Source organism: Listeria rocourtiae FSL F6-920 (assembly GCF_000525975.1).
In the GTDB taxonomy this organism is placed as follows: domain Bacteria; phylum Bacillota; class Bacilli; order Lactobacillales; family Listeriaceae; genus Listeria_A; species Listeria_A rocourtiae.
Map to the genome: position 1 here is coordinate 1 of NZ_AODK01000015.1, position 15,516 is coordinate 15,516.

Annotated in this window: 12 protein-coding genes and 1 pseudogene; 12 read left to right on the forward strand and 1 reads right to left on the reverse strand. The window is 38.5% G+C overall.

Annotation, left to right across the window (positions count from 1 at the left end; genetic code table 11):
- Positions 1-420 precede the first annotated feature (420 nt).
- The 4 genes from PROCOU_RS05955 (at position 421) to PROCOU_RS05970 (ending at position 4,435) form a co-directional block, all read left to right on the forward strand.
- On the forward strand, positions 421-1,173 hold the full coding sequence (locus PROCOU_RS05955) for a DeoR/GlpR family DNA-binding transcription regulator (protein ID WP_036070457.1): 753 nt from the start codon (positions 421-423) through the stop codon (positions 1,171-1,173).
- Entirely contained in the window at positions 1,170-2,081 is a 912-nt protein-coding gene (gene pfkB / locus PROCOU_RS05960; protein ID WP_036070459.1) for a 1-phosphofructokinase, read from the forward strand. Before PROCOU_RS05955 ends, pfkB begins: the two co-directional genes overlap by 4 nt.
- Positions 2,082-2,100: 19 nt before the next feature.
- Positions 2,101-3,978, forward strand: a complete 1,878-nt coding sequence (locus tag PROCOU_RS05965) for a PTS fructose transporter subunit IIABC (protein WP_036070461.1) — start codon at positions 2,101-2,103, stop codon at positions 3,976-3,978.
- A 106-nt stretch (positions 3,979-4,084) separates the two neighbouring features.
- Positions 4,085-4,435 (forward strand): helix-turn-helix domain-containing protein, encoded by a 351-nt coding sequence (locus PROCOU_RS05970; RefSeq protein WP_036070463.1) that lies wholly within the window; start codon positions 4,085-4,087, stop codon positions 4,433-4,435.
- A gap of 44 nt (positions 4,436-4,479) precedes the next feature.
- Here the strand turns inward: PROCOU_RS05970 and PROCOU_RS05975 are convergent, their stop codons facing one another.
- Positions 4,480-5,130, reverse strand: a complete 651-nt coding sequence (locus PROCOU_RS05975; protein ID WP_376700388.1) for a competence protein ComK — start codon at positions 5,128-5,130, stop codon at positions 4,480-4,482.
- Positions 5,131-5,391: 261 nt separating this feature from the next.
- On the opposite strand from PROCOU_RS05975, the gene PROCOU_RS05980 reads away from it, so the two are divergent.
- The 8 genes and pseudogenes from PROCOU_RS05980 to PROCOU_RS06005 all read left to right on the forward strand — a co-directional run bounded on the left by PROCOU_RS05980 (position 5,392) and on the right by PROCOU_RS06005 (position 15,175).
- The gene (locus tag PROCOU_RS05980) at positions 5,392-5,625 is read left to right on the forward strand and encodes an IDEAL domain-containing protein (protein ID WP_036070469.1); all 234 of its coding nucleotides are present in this window, start codon (positions 5,392-5,394) and stop codon (positions 5,623-5,625) included.
- A gap of 161 nt (positions 5,626-5,786) precedes the next feature.
- A complete protein-coding gene (locus PROCOU_RS19240) occupies positions 5,787-5,951 on the forward strand; it encodes a hypothetical protein (RefSeq protein WP_279625170.1) in 165 nt (54 codons plus the stop codon).
- Positions 5,914-6,390, forward strand: a complete 477-nt coding sequence (locus tag PROCOU_RS19245) for a hypothetical protein (protein WP_279625171.1) — start codon at positions 5,914-5,916, stop codon at positions 6,388-6,390. Before PROCOU_RS19240 ends, PROCOU_RS19245 begins: the two co-directional genes overlap by 38 nt.
- Complete coding sequence (gene addB / locus PROCOU_RS05985) at positions 6,374-9,265, forward strand: helicase-exonuclease AddAB subunit AddB (protein WP_279625172.1); 2,892 nt, start codon at positions 6,374-6,376, stop codon at positions 9,263-9,265. The genes PROCOU_RS19245 and addB overlap by 17 nt, the downstream gene beginning before the upstream one ends.
- Positions 9,262-12,989, forward strand: a pseudogene (addA, locus tag PROCOU_RS05990) (helicase-exonuclease AddAB subunit AddA). The gene addB and the pseudogene addA overlap by 4 nt, the downstream one beginning before the upstream one ends.
- A gap of 2 nt (positions 12,990-12,991) precedes the next feature.
- Complete coding sequence (locus tag PROCOU_RS05995) at positions 12,992-13,852, forward strand: fumarylacetoacetate hydrolase family protein (RefSeq protein WP_036070473.1); 861 nt, start codon at positions 12,992-12,994, stop codon at positions 13,850-13,852.
- 23 nt (positions 13,853-13,875) lie between these two features.
- The gene (locus tag PROCOU_RS06000) at positions 13,876-14,235 is read left to right on the forward strand and encodes a YisL family protein (protein ID WP_036070476.1); all 360 of its coding nucleotides are present in this window, start codon (positions 13,876-13,878) and stop codon (positions 14,233-14,235) included.
- A 34-nt stretch (positions 14,236-14,269) separates the two neighbouring features.
- Positions 14,270-15,175, forward strand: coding sequence for a YitT family protein (locus PROCOU_RS06005; RefSeq protein WP_036070479.1), 906 nt, complete (start codon positions 14,270-14,272; stop codon positions 15,173-15,175).
- Positions 15,176-15,516 lie beyond the last annotated feature (341 nt).

Here is a 15,516-nt window from a genome sequence, read left to right on the forward strand (position 1 = left end):
TAATTGTTTAGTAATTGACATTCCTCATACTGATATAATTAATTTTTCAAAAAAATACTATTAAGTACATATATATCCATTTTTAAAAAGAGAAAAAATACGGTATGAGTTCCTTTTATTTTAACGTGTTTTATGGAGTTGAAAATATAGTTAAAAAGTTATCTATCAAATTTATTCGCACTTAAATAATCATATGATATATTACTCTTTTTTCGCTTGAAAGTTAATTATTCAACTTGCCAATTGGTGTATTAAGAAAAAATACGAATAAAGTTATAAGTATAAATACCTTAAAAAAACTCTGTTGTGAAATAATATAGGGCTAAAGGTAAGCGCTATAAAATATATATTCACATTTGACTGAATTTGATTGACTTTGAATGTTTTTGGTGGTATTATTTTTACGAATGGAGGGTTCTTATGTTAAATATGGAGAGGCACAAAATCATAATGGGTCTTCTAAAGAGGAAAGGGACTGTTAAATTAAAAGAATTAATGGAAGTATCTAGTTCTTCTGAATCCACAATAAGGCGTGATTTGGCTGAGTTAGAAGATTTAGGAGCGTTGAAAAGGGTACATGGGGGAGCGATACTGAGTCAAGCAAGAACCATTGAAATGAGTATGGTAGAAAAATCAGTCAGAAACGTTCAAGAGAAGAAGCGGATTGCTAGACTAGCAGCATCCTTGATTATGGACGGCGATTGTGTTTTTTTAGATGCGGGTTCAACTACATTTGAGGTCATTGAATGTCTCGTTGGGCGTGATATAACGGTTGTTACTAATGGGTTGATGCATGTGGAAGAACTAGTTAGTATGGACTTAAATGCGTATATTTTGGGCGGTAAAATGAAAGCGAAAACAAAGGCTGTTATAGGTGGGATTGCCTTAGATAATATCATGAATTATCGCTTTGACAAAGCTTTTATTGGTGCTAATGGTGTTCATATAGTTGATGGATACACAACGCCAGACATGGAAGAGGCATTGCTAAAAAGGAAGGCAATGGAACTTTCTGATGAATGTTTTATCGTTGCCGATAGTTCTAAGTTACATCAGAGTCACTTTGCCAAAATGTTTAATTTAGAAGCTGCGGTGTGGATTACAGACGCTGTTGATGAGGAAGAAAAACGGAGTATTATGAAAAAGACTAGTATTATGGAGGTGTCGGTTTGATTTATACTGTGACATTAAATCCATCAATTGATTATATTGTAGAAGTAGAGGAATTTAAATTAGGTCAAGTAAATCGAATGCAAACGAGTGTGAAGTTGCCTGGTGGAAAGGGTGTTAATGTTTCTAGGATACTTAATCAGTTAAAAGTTGAGAACTGTGCGCTAGGATTTTTAGGCGGATTTACCGGTAATTTCATTCAAAAATGGTTGGATAGTGAAGGGAGTACAACACGCTTTACGCATATTGCGGATGATACACGGATTAATATTAAGTTGAAGGGTGCCGAGGAAACTGAAATAAATGGAGCAGGTCCAACTATTGATTTTACTGAAGTAGCGACCTTTTTTAAGGAATTTGATGGGATGACAAAAGGGGATATCGTCATTTTATCTGGTAGTATTCCGCCTTCTCTAGGCACTGATTTTTATAATAGGATTATTGCTAAATGTGAAGCTCAAGAAGTGGAATTTATGATTGATACGACTGGTCAAAGCCTATTAGATACTTTGGTGAGGAGGCCTTTTCTTATTAAACCAAATCACCATGAGTTGGCAGAACTATTTGGAGTTACTTTTGAGTGTATAGAAGATATTATTCCGTACGGCAAAAAGTGTTTGGCTTTAGGGGCTAAGCATGTAATTGTGTCTCTTGCAGGTGATGGTGCGCTGTTATTTGCTAATGATAGGATATATAAGTCTAACACGCCGATGGGTGATGTTAAGAATTCAGTTGGTGCTGGTGATTCGATGATTGGTGGATTTATTGGTACGTATATGATGAATAAGAATGTATTAGATGCGTTTCGAGTTGCTGTGGCTACTGGGAGTGCAACGGCATTTTCTACTGATTTGGCGACGTATGACGAGATTCAAAAATTAATTTCGGAAGTAGAAATTTCAGAGCTATAATAAAATGGGGGTTAACATTATGAAAATAACAGATATTTTGAATCAAGATACGATGATTCTTTCCTTAAAAGCTAAGACCAAAGAGGCGGTAATCGATGAAATGATTGCTAAGCTTGATGAAGTTGGAAAAATTAATGATATATCGCTGTTTAAACAAGAAATTATGAAGCGTGAAAAAGAAAGTTCGACTGGAATAGGTGATGGGATTGCAATGCCACACGCCAAAACAGCCGCTGTAAATACACCAACAGTTTTATTTGCTAAGAGTGAGACAGGGGTTGATTATGATTCGCTGGATGGACAGCCAGCGTCTTTGTTTTTTATGATTGCTGCAACAGATGGCGCTAATCAAACACATTTAGAAACATTAGCTGCATTATCTCGTTTACTTATTCATCCTGATTTTGTTGCTAAGTTACGTGATGCTAAATCTGCTAAAGAAGTGATAGATCTATTTGATGAGGCGCAGGAAGAAAATGAGTCAACAGCTGAGTCGAATCATAGTACCGATTATTATGAGAAACCTTTTGTTGTTGCGGTTACGGCTTGTCCAACGGGTATTGCTCATACCTATATGGCTGAGGATGCTTTGAAGAATAAGGCGAAAGAGATGGATGTTGAGATTCGAGTGGAAACAAATGGTTCTGATGGGGCTAAGAATAGGTTAACAACAGATGAAATAAAGCGTGCTGCGGGTGTCATTATTGCTGCAGATAAGAACGTTGAAATGGCTAGATTTGATGGAAAACATGTTCTAGAAACCCCTGTTAGTGACGGAATAAGAAAACCAGAAGAACTTATTAATAGAGCTATGTCCAACGAAGCACCAATATATCATCATAGTGGGGATCGGGATAGTGCTACTAAGGAGGGGCAACGTGTATCTGTTGGTAGCCGTATTTATAAAGACTTGATGAACGGCATTTCCCACATGCTACCGTTTGTTGTAGGTGGTGGTATTCTGCTAGCCTTTTCGTTCTTGTTAGAGCAGTATTTCCCTAGTGCGAAAGGCTTTACTGATATGCTAGGCGCGATTAGTGGTGGAGAAACAGGTGCGTTTATGTTCCTTATTCCGATTCTTTCAGGCTTCATCGCGATGAGCATTGCTGATCGTCCTGGTTTAATGCCAGGTATGGTAGGTGGTTTATTGGCAGCGACTTCAAATGCAGGATTTTTAGGTGGGCTACTTGCTGGTTTTCTAGCGGGTTATATTGTTCTAGGACTAAAAATACTCTTTTCTAAGATGCCTAAGACTCTGGAAGGTTTAAAACCTATTTTAATTTATCCAGTGCTTGGATTACTTATTACTGGTGGATTAATGTACTTTATTTTCGATCCGATTTTTGCTACCATTAATGAATTTTTAGTGGAGCAACTGCAGTCTTTAGGAACAGCAAATGCTGTTATTTTAGGAACTGTATTAGGTGGTATGATGGCAATTGATATGGGAGGACCATTTAATAAGGCGGCCTACACATTTGCAATTGGTGTATTTACAACTACGGGGAACACTGATGGTGCGTTTATGGCGGCTGTAATGGCTGGGGGTATGGTCCCACCACTTGCAATTGCGATGGCTACAACGCTATTCAAAAATAAGTTCACATCCGATGAGCGTCAGGCTGGATTAACAAATTATGTGTTGGGATTGTCATTCATCACGGAAGGTGCTATTCCTTTTGCAGCAGCAGATCCACTACGTGTTATTACATCCTGTGTTCTAGGTTCTGCAATTGCAGGAGGGTTAACACAGTTTTGGCAAATTAATGTTCCGGCGCCACATGGAGGGATATTTGTTGCTGGATTAGCGAATCATCCGATGCTGTTCCTACTTTCAATTCTTATTGGTACTGTAATTTCAGGCTTGATATACGGTTTTTGGAAGAGAGCGAAATAATAGAGAGGCTGCTCTAGTGATAGGGCAGTTTTTTTCTTTGTGCGTGCAAATTGTCGAAATAACGCCCATTCATTGCTATAATAAGAATATAGGAAGGGGTGGGGATATGGATTTTGGAGAAAAAATAATATCACTTCGAAAGAAACATCGCTTGACGCAAAAGCAGTTGGCGGAGAGAATTGGTGTAACATCGTCTACCATTAGCAAGTACGAGAATGATAATCATCGACCACCTATATTTATTCTTGCTAAATTGGCAGATGAGTTAGGAACAACGACAGACTTCTTATTGGATGATGTTGCTGGGCTTAGGGAAAAAAATTCAGTAAATGCGTTTCCATTGATTGGAAATCCTGAACTGGAGAAGTGGTATCTAGAGTTACCGTACTCCTACTCAGAAGAAGAGTTAGTGCTTTTAAAACGAATTTCTGAGGCTTTGGGAAATCGAAATATTTAATTTTAGGCAGTCACAAACCGGAAAAAGTGACTGCCTTATTGTTGTTATTCTTCTTTGTTTTCCTTATTCTTTTTTTGTTTTGACATCTCTGGATAGCTAAAGTCAACAAAATTGTCATTGGTATCGCTTACTTCTTTGGTATTATAAGGCTCTCTACTCTCTGCCGCTAAAGATACGGGTGGGAATAAGAGATTGGAATAAGGATATTCTGTTTCTACTGCTCGCATTTTTTGGGAAAATTTCATGTGTAGCATGGATACTCTAGCCATTTGATTGTTGAATGTAGCAAAAGAAACAGATATTTTTATTTTTTGTTTATTATTAAATCTAATAGTGGTGCAATTATAATTAGAATCATAGTACTCTGAGATATGCTGTGGAAAAATCCAAATGCAATCATCTCTACCAGCTGAAGTTGTTGGGAATGCGTAGGTGAAGCTGACGGGATCAATCATAATAGGCGGCTTGTGTGTGACGCCTGTTAAGAAACGTGTTCCTTCTCTACGACCTTCGTAACTAGAGCCAAAATATTGACAGCTTGTTTTAATTAGAAATAATGGGGTAAAACTAGATATACGATGATCGTTTAATTCAAAGACTTCTGATTGGACTCCTGATTTTGTTTTTAAAGGCAGGATAATCATGGTATGAGGATTGACCTCATACACTGGTTTTTTCATTTTCTTCGACATAATGTCACTCCTTTTGATGTATTTAAGTAGTGTAAATGCACCAAGTTTATGAAATGTCCGGTTTGTTTTTGAAAAAATTTTGGTACACCTACTTTGAAACTATCTGTCTATAGTTCACCTAAATTGCTAGCTTGAGTATAGCACAGCTAATTCTCGAAGTCACTATTTTTTCTAAAAATTCTATTTTTATAAAGAATATGACTTTTCGACCCCTTATTTTTACTTTTTGCCAGATAATAAAAAATTAAGAAGGAGTGATCAGTCATGGAAATGCGAGATTTTTCAAGTTCATTAGTTAATCAAGTTGGAGCTCTAAAAGGAGAAAAAGAGTTATTGAATACATTTATTGAGTGCTACATGACAATGCTCCTTGACGAACACCGATTGCAACAATTGAAAGATGAGATTGATATTGCCTTAGATAATAACGATAAAGAGAATTTCTATCTTTTGACAGAGAGGTTGAATAACATGCAACAGGAAGTGCTGACTTTCTAAATAAAGCAGGGACTAGAGTCAATTCGGCTCTAGTTTTTTCGTGGTCATTATTGTTGAAAATGGATTAAAATGATAGACTGGCAGTATGATTCAAAATAAGGCTGGTTTAGTTATATAAAATATGTTATAATAAAAACAAACATATGTTCGGTGGTGTTGAAATGAGTTTACAATTTATTATAGGGCGCGCAGGTACTGGGAAAACGACGCTAATAATGGATAAATTAGAGGAACGGATGAATAGTACCACGGAGAAGCAATCCTGTATTTTTTTTAGTTCCAGACCAAATGACATTACAAACGGAAACAGTATTTTTGGAGCGTGAAGGAGTTCCTGGTTTATTAGATACGCAGATTTTTAGCTTCAGTCGTTTAGCTTGGCGTGTTTTACAGGAAAGTGGTGGATTGGCAAGAACTTTTTTGACAGATTCTGGGTTGGAAATGGTGATTCGGAAAATTATGCTTGAGAAACAAGATGAGTTACAGTTATTCGGACGTAGCGCTTCTAAAAAAGGATTTATTAAAGAGTTGGAGCAGATTTTTAAAGAAATGAAACAATACTGCGTTGAGCAAGAGCAATTACAGCGCTTTGATGGTCAGGTTAAAGCTGATTTGAATAGTAAAATGGCGGATATAGCTGTGCTTTATGACGCGTATGAACAAGTACTATCTGGAAAATATTCGGAAAACGAGGACTATTTAAAGTTACTTGCAGAGGCTATTTCAGAGAATTCATTTTTAACAAAAAATGAAATTTTTTATTGATGGATTTTATGAGTTTTCGCCACAAGAATATCTGGTTTTAGGGGAGTTATTGTCGTCATGTAAAAATGTGACGATTGCTCTGACTTTGGATGAAGATTATGGTGTTAATAGTCTGGAAGCGTATGACTTATTTCAATTGACTGGAACGACATATGCTAAGTTGAAAGAAATAGCGCAAAATAGGGGCTGCGATGTGATGCCTGACATTATTATGAATAACAATAGACGCTTTCAAAATGATGATTTAGCCTATCTACAGGAAAATTGGACGAAGCTATCGGTAGCTAAATTTGATGGTATAGCAGTTGGTGTTCATATAGATGAGGCGAATAATCGCCGTGCCGAAATGGAAGGGGTTGCGAGGCGTGTTAGGGAATTAGCGTCAAAAGGATATCGTTATCGTGATATGGCTATTCTACTTCGGAATGCCGAGAGCTATGAAACGATTTTGAAGGCTTCTCTGGGTGCGAATGATATTCCCTACTTTATCGATAAGAAACGAACAATGGCTAACCATCCTATGATAGAGTTTCTTCGTTCTAGTTTAGATATTTTGCGTACTAACTGGCAATACGAAGCTGTTTTTCAGGCTGTCCGTACAGAGTTTCTCTTCCCATTGGATATAAGTAGCAGCGCTTATCGGGGAAAAGTTGATATTTTTGAGAACTATATATTGGAGAATGGTATTTATAATAAGCGCAGATGGTTGGAAAAGCGTCCTTGGAGTTATCGGAAAATTCGTGGGTTAGATTTGAATTACGGTGTACAAACAGATGATGAAAAGGCGAAAGAGATAATAATCAATGAAGTAAGAGAGCAAATAAAGCTCCCCTTAATGAACTTAGAGAAAAGGTTGAAAGATGCTAATACAGGTATGGAGCAAGCGGGAGCATTATTTGAATTTATGTTGGATGCACAAGTCGATACGAGGTTGGATATGTGGCGTAAACGAGCGGAGGAAATGAATGAGCTCGAGTTAGCTAAAGAGCACGAGCAGGCATGGAAATCAGTTGTGGCTTTGTTGGATGAGTTTGTTGAGGTAATGGGGGATGAGGAGCTTTCATTTGACGTATTTTTTGACATAATAAATACAGGGTTAGATGCTTTAGATTTTGCTCTGTTGCCACCGTCGTTAGATCAGTTAATTGTCGCAGATATGGATAGTTCTAGGTTGCTGAATATGAAGGTTGTTTTTGTTGTGGGGATGAATGATGGCGTGTTACCGATGAAAAAAATGGAGAGTGGTATTTTATCAGATGAAGATCGTGATTATCTAAACCAATCAGGAATTGCAGTCAGGCCTAGTGGGAAAAGTATGCTCTCTAGCGAGGAGTTTCTGGCTTATCGTTTGTTTACATTGCCCTCAGAGTATTTGTTTATTAGTTTCCCTAACGCTGATGAGAATGGGAGAGAGTTATCTGAATCAAATTATATTAGACGCATAGAGGCAGTTTTCCCAACGATTGAGAGAGGGCTTTATTTGAGCGATCCTTCTTTACTTAGTGACTCAGAGCAGGTTACCTATATTTCAACGCCTAAATCTGCGATATCGCTTTTAACAACACAAATGCAATATAAGAAAAAAGGCTATCCAATGTCTGCGGTCTGGTGGGATGTTTACGCTTTTTTTCAATCAGAAGAAGCATTGAGGGATTTGTTACTACGAATTTTAGAAAGTTTGTTTTATCAAAATAAGGCAAAGCGTATTTCTGAAGAAGCAGCAGCCTCTTTATTTGGCGAGAATATTCATGCAAGTGTCTCAAGAATGGAGCGTTTCTATAGTTGCCATTTTCAACATTTTGCGCAGCATGGTTTGAAATTAGAAGAGCGAGCGCATTTTAAATTGCAGTCTGTAGATATTGGTGAAATATTTCATGGAGCTATGGAGTGGATATCTGCAGAACTTCGGAAGAATAAGTTAGATTGGGGGCAGTTGACGACGGAGCAGTGTGTCGAGTTGGCAACACTAGCAATGAAGTATTTGGCTCCCAAGTTGCAACATGAAATTTTGTTGAGCACTAAGCGATTAGAGTATATTCAATATAAGCTTTTGAGCATCATCATGCGGGCGACGCGTGTGTTAAATGAGCAAGCCAAGATTAGTAGGTTTAGGCCGGTTGGATTAGAGGTTGATTTTGGAGTGAAAGGAGAAATCCCACCTTTAAAATTACCACTTAATGCTGGACGAGAGCTTATTTTGCAGGGAATAATTGATAGAATAGATGAAGCAGAGCAAGATGAGAGAACGTTTTTGAGAATTATCGATTACAAATCAAGTTCGCATGATTTGCCAATGACAGAGGTTTATTATGGATTAGCTTTGCAGATGCTGACGTATTTAGACATTGTCGTTGAGAACTCAGCGAAGCTTATTGGGAAAGTTGCGGAACCAGCGGGGGTATTGTATTTTCATATGCATAATCCACTCGTTAACGCAGATCAGGAATTAACAGAGGCGGAGATTGAGAAGGAGCTATTAAAGAGCTTTCGAATGAAGGGTTTAGTATTAGATGATACTTTGGCGGTATCGCTTATGGATACGGAACTTGAGGCTGGAAAAACTTCTTCGGTTATACCTACAGGGCTGAAAAAAGATGGGAAGTTTAACGCACATTCAGCCACGGCGACAAGAGCTGAGTTTGATACGATGCGAGAATATGTTCGGAGACAATATGCGAAGGCTGGAAATAAGATTATTGAAGGAGAAGTCTCGATTAATCCTTATAAATTGAAGGAGCGGACGCCGTGCCAATTATGTGCTTTTCGGTCGGTTTGTCAGTTTGATGCGTCACTTGAGAGTAACCAATATCGTAAATTAGAGAACCAAAGTAGGGCAGAAATCTTGAGAAAAATGCGGGAGGAGGGGCAAGAATGAAGAGAGAAATTCCAATAAAGCCAGAGAATACTACTTGGACGCAGGATCAATGGAAGGCAATATATGCGAGCGGTCAAAACATTCTTGTATCTGCTGCTGCTGGATCTGGAAAGACGGCGGTTTTGGTGAATCGAGTTATTGAAAAAATTGTAGATCCAGATGAACCAATTGATGTTGATCAGTTGCTTATTGTGACATTTACGAACGCTTCGGCTGCAGAAATGAAAGGGCGAATTGGTAAGGCTGTTGAGAGAGCTTTATTAGCTGATGAATCGTCTGCGCATTTGAAGCGACAGATAGCCTTGCTAAACTATGCATCGATTTCTACACTGCATTCGTTTTGCTTAGATGTAATAAAAAAAATATTATTATTTGGCAGACATTGATCCGGAGTTTCGTTTAATTGAGCCCATTGAAAGTGCGATGGTGCGAGATGAAGTGATGGATCACTTGTTAGAGGAGTACTATGGGAATGAGGAGAACATTGCCTTTTTTGAGTTAGTAGATACATTCACAGGTGATCGTTCGGATGATGACATCGGAAGAGTTATTGGGGAACTGTATGATTTTTCACGTGCGCATCCTGAACCGGCGGCTTGGCTGGACGCAATTGTCGCCAACTATGATGTTGATGGAATAACAGATGTGGTATCTTTGCCGTTCTATTCGATTATTGAAAAGCAGTTGTTGATGACGTTGCGACAGGCAGAATACACCCTGAAACATGCGATGTTCTTATGCGGTGAGTCAGCGGGACCAGAGCCTTATTTGGTAACACTTGAAAGCGATTTGGGGCAGGTTCAAAGCTTAATGGAAGACCTTCAGAGCGATTGGGATAGTGTATCCACGAATTGGAAAGCCGTTAAATTTCAACGAATTGCAACTTTGAAGGAAAAAGAGCTATATGATGAAGATTTAGTGGAACGGGTAAAAAAGTTGCGTGACCAAGCAAAGAAGGCTATAACAGACGCTGGAAGTGAATGGTTTTCAAGAATTGGAGAAAATTATATTTCTGATTTGATGAAAATGAAACCTACTATTGAAACATTAACGGAGCTTACGAAGGAGTTTGCTACTCGTTTTTACAATGAAAAAGTTTCGAGAGGAATGCTAGATTTTAATGATTTAGAACATTTAGCGCTACGTATTTTGAGTGACCCGGAACATGATGGTGCCCCGTCAAATGCTGCGTTGGGATATCGAGAGAAGTTTAAAGAAGTTTTGATTGATGAGTATCAGGATACAAATATGGTGCAGGAACGTATTTTATCTTTAGTTACAGCAGATACGGAAGCAGATGGGAACTTATTTATGGTTGGAGATGTGAAGCAGTCTATTTACCGTTTTCGTTTGGCGGAACCTGGTTTGTTTTTGGCGAAGTATAAGCGATACACGGAGGTTGGCGATGGGACTGGATTGAAAATTGATTTATCACAGAATTTTAGAAGTCGCTCGGATGTGCTTGATACAACGAATTTTATTTTTAACCAGTTGATGGACACAGAAGTTGCTGAAATCGAATACGATGAACAGGCGGAATTGGTTTTAGGAGCTTCATTTCCAAAGTCAGATAGGACGCAGACAGAATTTGTGCTGATTGATATGGAGCAAGACGGGAGGACAGATGATACAGATGATTTAGCTCCTGAACAATTGCAAAAAAGGCAGGCGGAGGCGCGTTATATTGCGAAGCGAATTGCTACTTTGATTGGCGAGAAGACACCAGTTTTTGATAAGGGATTGAAGCAGTATCGGCCGATGGAGTACAGGGATATCGTTATTTTATCGCGTGCGCTTACGAGTGCTCCTGATATGGAGGATGCGATGAAGGAACTAGATATTCCTTTCTATGCCAATAATAATTCGGGGTATTTTGAGGCTACAGAGGTTGCAACTATGGTGGCATTACTCAAAATTATTGATAACCCATACCAAGATATTCCGCTTGCTTCTGTGTTACGATCTCCTATTGTTCGTTTAGAGGAAGATTCGTTAGCTCGAATTCGGGCTGTAGGAAAAGGCAAACCTTATTTTGAAGCGCTGGAGATATATTCGGTTTCTGAAACTGGGAATTTGGCTTCTCAGATACAGTTTTTTTTACGGCAGTTAGGTAAGTGGCGGGAGCTATCTATGCGTGAGAATTTAGCCGATTTAATTGCACAAATTTTTCAGGAAACCAATTTTTATGATTTTGTTGGTGGATTGCCAGGTGGAAAGCAGAGACAAGCGAATTTGCGTGCGTTATTGGATCGTGCCGATCAGTATGAGAAGACTGCATTTAGAGGTTTATTCCGTTTTATTCGATTTGTAGAGAGGCTACAGGTAAAGGGGCAGGATTTAGGGACTGCAAAAACGCTTGGGGAGAAGGAAGATGTTGTCCGAATGATGACAATCCATGCCAGCAAAGGCTTAGAATTTCCGGTTGTATTTTTATCTGGATTAGATCGTAAATTTAATATGCGTGATATTTATAATAAATATTTGTTTGATAAGGATTTTGGCTTTGCAACACGATATACTGACCCAGTGAAGCGATTGGTCTATCCGTCGATTATACAACAAGCGATAAAGTATAAAAAAAATTGCTGAGATGGTAGCTGAGGAAATGCGTGTGTTATATGTTGCCTTAACTCGTGCAGAGGAGAAATTGATTTTGGTAGGGACAGTTCCAAGTCTTGAGAAGGCAATGGCAGAATGGGAACAGAATGTGATGCATACGGATTGGATTTTGCCAGCAAGCGTGAGATATCAGGCGAAAAATTATTTGCAGTGGATTGGTAGTGCTTTTGTGAGGCATCCGAATTACAGTGAGCTAATGGGGGCTACGGATATTGCAGGGAGAGTTCGATTGCCAACGAATATGCGGCTTCGAATTGAGAAATGTGATTATCAAGAATTTTTGACGGTAGATACGTATACTAGATTGGATTCAAGTTGGTTTGATATTGTGAAAAATGGTAAGAAACCTGTGGAACAGTCGTCTTATTTTAATGAAATCCAGGAACGGCTTTCATTTCAGTATGGTTTTAGTGAAGAAGCAAGTGTTCGTTCGAAACAGTCTGTAACAGAAGTGAAGCGCCAATTTTCGGTTGTGGATAGTTTTAGTGATACGCGGTTTACACGGAGTACGCAACCAGTATCCTTTGATAGACCGAGGTTTTTACAAGAGAGGCAGTTGACGGCAACAGAGCGAGGGACGGCTATGCATACGGTAATGCAGGCTCTCTCTTTAAAGAGTACACCAACAGCTGATAGTATCACGACTTTGCTTGATAACTTAGTTTTAAGAGAAATTATGAGTGAGGAGCAGGTAGCATCGATTCAAGTCGATTCGATATTGTCCTTTTTTGATAGTGAGTTGGGGAGATTAATGCTTGCGAATCCTGATTTCACGCTACGAGAGATTCCATTCAGTTATAAGGTACCAGCTAATCGGATTCATCCGGATGTGGATACGCGGGAGCAAATTATTGTTCAGGGGATGATTGATGTAATGATTGAGCTGGACGATCAACTTATTATTATTGATTATAAGACGGATCAAATAACTGGAAAATTTGAAAATGGCTGGCTTGGGGGAGAGGCTATTTTGAAGAAGCGGTATCAGGTTCAGATGGATATGTACAGAGAAGCGATTGAACAAATTATTGGTAGACAAGTAGATCATGTTTATTTATACTTTTTTGATGGGGATCATGTTTGTGAGCTGACAGGGGGAGATTAAGAATGAAGTGGATTAACTTTAGAATTAATGGTAGAGAATCTTTTGGTATTCTTAAGGAAGATAAAATTATTGATATTAGTGCGTTTTTTGCGGAATCAGAGTGTCCGCGTACATTAGTAGAGCTTATGTCACAATCGGAAAAGTTAGCCCATATTGAGATGCAATATAAGGTGATGCATGGGGCGATTCCGCTCAAGGATGTTCAATTCTTACCAGCGATAATACCGCCGAATAATGTGATGGCTGTTGGTAAAAATTATAGAAAACATGTGATTGAAATGGGGAGTATTGAGGATATTCCAGAGGCGCTTATGATTTTCACTAAAAGCAGTAATGCGCTGCTTGGTCATAGGGGAACGATTCCATTGCATGCGAATGTAACAAGTGAACTTGACTATGAAGGCGAGCTGGCAATTGTCATAGGCAAAGAGGTGACTAATATTTCAGAAGCAGAGGCTATGGATGCGGTGTTTGGTTATACGGTTTTGAATGATGTAACGGCGCGTGATTTGCAAGTGAAGCATAAGCAGTTCTACTTGGCAAAAAGCTTGGATGGTAGCTGTCCGATTGGCCCATATGTGGTGACAAAGGATGAGGTTGGAGATCCTAGCAAGCTAAGGGTTCAAACTTGGGTAAATGGAGAGGAGCGGCAGGATGGCACGGTAGATCAGCTTATTTTTCCAATCGCAACAATTATCTCGGAGTTGTCGAAAGGGCATACACTTGTTCCAGGAGACGTCATTGCAACGGGAACGCCAGAAGGGGTCGGTAAAGGAATGAAACCACCGCGTTTTTTAAATCAAGGAGATATTGTTACAATTACGATTGAAGGAATTGGGACATTAGAAAATCAAATTATGTAAATGGAGAGGAATGAGGGCGTTTTATGTGGTCTTATATTCATTTAATTTCATGGGTAGGGATTATTATTTTTACGCTGGTTGCACTGGGGATCTATAAGCAATCAGCAAAGGTATTTACGGTAATGCAGATGTGCAATCGAGTGCTGTATATTACGGTTATTTTTAGCGGTGTTATGATGATGAAATATAGTTTTAGTGAGCATGTTGTTGTATCGATTTTCAAAATATTGCTTGGACTCGCTACAATTGGTGTCGTGGAGATGTTGCTTTCTTATCGGAAAAAAGAGAAACCATCCAACCTTTTTCTCGTATTATTTCTTGTTTGTGTGATTGCAACGATTAGTGTTGGTTTTTATTTATCAGGGGGGAGACCGCTTTTTTAAGCGTGCTTAATTTTTTTGAAAGTGGGAAATTGGGTTGAATCAACAGCAAATTTATATTGATGGTACGAAGAAATTTTTTATTGCGGTGCTTGCGGCCTTACTGAATGCGATTGGGATGAATTTCTTCTTAATTCCGGCACATGTTTATGCAAGTGGCTTAACTGGTGTTGCTCAATTAACATCGGATTTATTACAAGATGGTATTGGTATTACATTATCTACAGGGTTACTTGTTTTATTCCTCAATATTCCAGTGGCTATTTTGGGTTGGTTTAAGGTAGGTCGGGCGTTTACGGTATTTAGTTTTGTGACTGTTGCTTTCATGTCATTGTTTTTAATTGTGATACCAGTGCAAGAGGTTTCTTCAGATATATTACTGAATGCAATTTTCGGTGGCGTTATTTCTTCGGTTGGAATCGGGCTTGCGCTCAAGTTCGGGATTTCTTCTGGGGGACTTGATATAATCGCGATGTATATTACGATTAAGACTGGACGTTCATTTGGGAAGTATTTTTTGATTATGAATGGTGTTATTATTTTGATTGCTGGTTTTACATATGAGTGGACCTTTGCGCTTTATACTCTGATTTCTCTCTATGTTTCGAGTAGGGTGATTGATACAATCCATACGAGACATCAGAAACTGACGGCGATGATTATGACGCAGAATCCGGATGATGTGATTAAAGGAATTCAAGGTAACATGTTTCGAGGGATTACAGTTGTTGATGCTATTGGGGCGTATTCGAAGGAAGATGTGGCGATGCTAGTCATTGTTATTACTCGATATGAGCTATATGATTTGACGCGTATTGTTCAAGCAGTTGATCCGAGGTGTTTCATTAATATTGTGGAGACTTCGAGTGTTTTTGGCGATTTTCGTTCGGAAGCTGACCAGAAAATGGCGATGGAAATGTATAAGGCTAGGATGCATCAGTAAAGCAAAAAGCCAAAATAAGCACGCATTGAAAATGAATGATGTACTTACTTTGGTTTTTTTTGTGGACGCTTTTATGATTGCCCAGATGGCCATGAAAGCAATGAACCAGCAGACGATGATGACAGTGACTAATATAATTAACACATCCTATGGAAAAAAGTTATGCTTTTAGTATATCACTTTTTACTTCGTCATATTCATATTTTTTGATTGTATATGAAAAAATAAAACTTATATTATAACTGGTACCATATAGGCATAAGTTTCTTGTGGGGTCTAGTTAATTAAAATTTGATACTAGTTTTTAATTGTAATGTAGAAAAAAGTTACTAATACATCAG

Coding starts and splice junctions, on each gene's coding strand:
- PROCOU_RS05980 (WP_036070469.1), top strand. CDS start 5,392: ATGGAAATGCGAGATTTTTCAAGTTCATTAGTTAATCAAGTTGGAGCT.
- PROCOU_RS05965 (WP_036070461.1), top strand. CDS start 2,101: ATGAAAATAACAGATATTTTGAATCAAGATACGATGATTCTTTCCTTA.
- PROCOU_RS19240 (WP_279625170.1), top strand. CDS start 5,787: ATGAGTTTACAATTTATTATAGGGCGCGCAGGTACTGGGAAAACGACG.
- PROCOU_RS05995 (WP_036070473.1), top strand. CDS start 12,992: ATGAAGTGGATTAACTTTAGAATTAATGGTAGAGAATCTTTTGGTATT.
- PROCOU_RS19245 (WP_279625171.1), top strand. CDS start 5,914: ATGACATTACAAACGGAAACAGTATTTTTGGAGCGTGAAGGAGTTCCT.
- PROCOU_RS06000 (WP_036070476.1), top strand. CDS start 13,876: ATGTGGTCTTATATTCATTTAATTTCATGGGTAGGGATTATTATTTTT.
- PROCOU_RS05955 (WP_036070457.1), top strand. CDS start 421: ATGTTAAATATGGAGAGGCACAAAATCATAATGGGTCTTCTAAAGAGG.
- PROCOU_RS05970 (WP_036070463.1), top strand. CDS start 4,085: ATGGATTTTGGAGAAAAAATAATATCACTTCGAAAGAAACATCGCTTG.
- addB (WP_279625172.1), top strand. CDS start 6,374: ATGAAATTTTTTATTGATGGATTTTATGAGTTTTCGCCACAAGAATAT.